Origin of the sequence: Brotocaccenecus cirricatena (assembly GCF_020687045.1) — a bacterium.
Taxonomy (GTDB): Bacteria; Bacillota; Clostridia; order Oscillospirales; family Oscillospiraceae; genus Vescimonas; species Vescimonas cirricatena.
This window is the reverse complement of record NZ_JAJEPW010000123.1, coordinates 1-2,764: the sequence shown is the minus strand read 5'-3', so window position 1 is coordinate 2,764 and position 2,764 is coordinate 1. Positions and strand designations below refer to the sequence as shown.

4 protein-coding genes are annotated in these 2,764 nt (G+C 67.4%); all 4 read left to right on the top strand.

Features of this window, described 5'->3' with window-relative positions; translation table 11 throughout:
* Positions 1 to 289 precede the first annotated feature (289 nt).
* The 4 genes from LKD37_RS17190 (at position 290) to sigE (ending at position 2,626) form a co-directional block, all read left to right on the top strand.
* Positions 290 to 640, top strand: a complete 351-nt coding sequence (locus tag LKD37_RS17190) for a TSUP family transporter (protein ID WP_302930285.1) — start codon at positions 290 to 292, stop codon at positions 638 to 640.
* Positions 637 to 993, top strand: a complete 357-nt coding sequence (locus tag LKD37_RS17185; RefSeq protein WP_302930284.1) for a TSUP family transporter — start codon at positions 637 to 639, stop codon at positions 991 to 993. The genes LKD37_RS17190 and LKD37_RS17185 overlap by 4 nt, the downstream gene beginning before the upstream one ends.
* 69 nt (positions 994 to 1,062) lie before the next feature.
* The gene (locus tag LKD37_RS17180) at positions 1,063 to 1,980 is read left to right on the top strand and encodes a sigma-E processing peptidase SpoIIGA (protein ID WP_302930283.1); all 918 of its coding nucleotides are present in this window, start codon (positions 1,063 to 1,065) and stop codon (positions 1,978 to 1,980) included.
* Positions 1,928 to 2,626 (top strand): RNA polymerase sporulation sigma factor SigE, encoded by a 699-nt coding sequence (sigE, locus tag LKD37_RS17175; RefSeq protein WP_302930282.1) that lies wholly within the window; start codon positions 1,928 to 1,930, stop codon positions 2,624 to 2,626. Before LKD37_RS17180 ends, sigE begins: the two co-directional genes overlap by 53 nt.
* Positions 2,627 to 2,764: the final 138 nt, after the last annotated feature.

Sequence of the window (2,764 nt, the reverse complement as noted above, 5' to 3'; positions counted from 1 at the left end):
GGGCGGGGCAGAAATGCCCCGCCCCGGGCCTGCCCTACAGGATTCTTGGTGTCCCAGCGCGCTACATTCTGTATAATTCTACAAGAAAATGACGGATTGTATTGGAAAATGACCCCTCCCGCCTGCCGGGCAATCCTTCGGTGCCCCGCTGTAGGGGCGGACGACTCTGTCCGCCCGGGCTTGGCGGGTCAACGCGGGCCGCCGAGGACGTCGGCCCCTACGAAACACCTGTCGATGGAATGCCTGTCGGCGATGGTCCCCGCTTACATATTCAACGGAGGTGATGCCTGTGAAGCGCGGGCGGCTGGGGGTGTCCGGGGCCTTGGCCGGGGCCGTCAACGGCGTGTTCGGCGGCGGCGGGGGCATGGTGCTGGCTCCGCTGCTGGGGAGCTGGTGCCGGGTGGAGGAAAAGCGTGCCCTGGCCAACTGCGTGGCCACCATCCTCCCCTGCTGCGTGTTGTCCGGCGGGGTGTACTTGCTGCGGACGGGGCTGGACTGGGGCATGGCCCTGCCGTACCTGCTGGGGGGCCTGGCCGGGGGCTTCCTGGGCGGCAAGCTGTTCACAAAGGTCCCCGCCGTGTGGCTGCGCCGCCTGTTTGCGGCGTTCCTGGTCTATGGCGGGGTGCGGTATCTGCTGTGAAGGAGTTTGTATTGCCCCTGCTGGCCGGGGTGGGCTGCGGGGTGCTGTCGGCCTGGGGCATAGGCGGCGGGACCCTTCTGCTGCTGGTGATGACGCTGGCATTCGGGGTGGATCAGGCGGCGGCCCAGGGGATCAACCTGCTGTATTTCCTGCCCACCGCCGCCATGGGCCTGATCTGGCACCGGCAGAACGGCCTGCTGGACAAGGTCGTTCTGCGGCGCACCGTCCCCTGGGCGCTGGCCACGGCCGCCGCCGGGGCCTGGGCCGCCACGGCCCTGGACGTGACCCTGCTGCGCCGTCCCTTCGGCCTGTTTCTGATGGCGGCGGCGGTGCTGACCCTGCGGCAGAAATAGAGCCGCCTGTTTCTGCGGAATTTCGCGGGGCAGGTCCGGTATAATGGACGGCGGAAAGGAGGCGGAGCCATGACGGTGGTGTATCTGGACCGGGTGGTGCTGCTGAACCTGGCGGTGGACTATCTTCTGCTGCTGGCCACGGCCCGGCTGGCGGGACTGCCCCTGCGGCGGCGGAGGCTGGGCCTGTGCGCGGCCCTGGGGGCGGCGTATGCGGCGGCGGTGTTCCTGCCCGGGTGCCGGGAGCTGGCGCATCCCCTGTGCCGTCTGGCGGCGGGAACGGCCATGTGCCGCCTGGCCTGGCGGCGGGAAAGACGTCCCTGGCGGCTGACGGCGCTGTTTTTCCTGCTGTCCGGCGCTCTGGCGGGACTGCTTCTGGCCATGGGCCTGGCGGCGGGATCGCCGGAGGCCCTGCTCAGCCGGGTATACCACGCCGACGTCAGCTGGCCGGTGCTGCTGGGCTCCGCCATAGGCTTTGGTCTGCTGCTGCACCTGGTGTTCCGCCAGGGGGCGCGGCATGAAGGAGGAGAATTGATGGATGTGACCGTTTCCTTACAGGGCCGGCGGCAGCGGCTGCGGGCCCTGCACGACACCGGGAATACCCTGCGGGACCCTGTCAGCGGCCAGCCGGTGCTGGTACTGGAGCAGGACGCCCTCCGGGAGCTGTGGCCGCCGGAGGCGGCGCGGATCGTGGAAATGCGCCTGCCGCCGGAGGAGAAGATGGCCCGGCTCCACCGGCTGGACGGCACTTGCCGGTGGAGCCTGCTGCCCTTCTGCGCCGTGGGCACGGAGGCGGGCCTGCTGCTGGCCGTCCGCAGCGACTATGTGAAGGTGGGGAGCATTACATATCCCCGGATCCTGCTGGCCCTGACGCCGGGGGCCGTCAGCGACGGCGGAGGGTATCAGGCCCTGTGGGGCGGAAGAAAGGAGCGGCGACATGGGGAATCTGCTGCGGCGGCTTCTGCGGTGGCTCAGCGGCCGGCCGGATAAGGTCATGTACATCGGCGGCAGCGACACGCTGCCGCCGCCGCTGCCCCGGCAGGAGGAGACGGAGTGGATCAGCCGGCTGGAGCAGGGGGAGCTGCTGGCCCGGCAGACGCTGATCGAGCGGAACCTGCGGCTGGTGGTGTATATCGCCCGGCGGTTTGAAAACACCGGCATCAACATCGAGGACCTGATCTCCATCGGCACCATCGGACTCATAAAGGCCATCAACACCTTCCGGGCGGACAAGAACATCAAGCTGGCCACCTACGCCTCCCGGTGCATCGAAAACGAGATTCTCATGTACCTGCGGAAAAACGCCGGCCAGCGGACGGAGGTGAGCTTCGACGAGCCGCTGAACACCGACTGGGACGGCAAGGAGCTTCTGCTGTCCGACGTGCTGGGCACCGAGGGGGACGTGGTCATGCGGCCCATCGAGGCCGACGTGGACCGGAAGCTGCTGTCGGACGCGGTGGCCCGGCTGTCCCCCCGGGAAAAGGACATCATCTCCCTGCGCTTCGGCCTGGGGGGGCGGAAGGAGCTGACCCAGAAGGAGGTGGCCGACCGCATGGGCATCTCCCAGTCGTACATCTCCCGGCTGGAAAAGCGCATCATCTCCCGCCTGCGGCGGGACATCCAGAAAATGAGCTGAGATAAGCCCCCGCCGGGGGCTTATCTCAGCTCATAGAAAATCAGGGGCGGATTTTTGCCGGAATGTAGGTTTGTCAAACATATTGGACAGCGAACTCATTAGGTGAAAGCCAGCGGAGGGGTCTCATGGGCAAGTTGT

Excerpts from the sequence above, each read along its gene's own strand:
- LKD37_RS17180 (WP_302930283.1), top strand. The coding sequence starts at position 1,063 with ATGACGGTGGTGTATCTGGACCGGGTGGTGCTGCTGAACCTGGCGGTG.
- sigE (WP_302930282.1), top strand. The coding sequence starts at position 1,928 with ATGGGGAATCTGCTGCGGCGGCTTCTGCGGTGGCTCAGCGGCCGGCCG.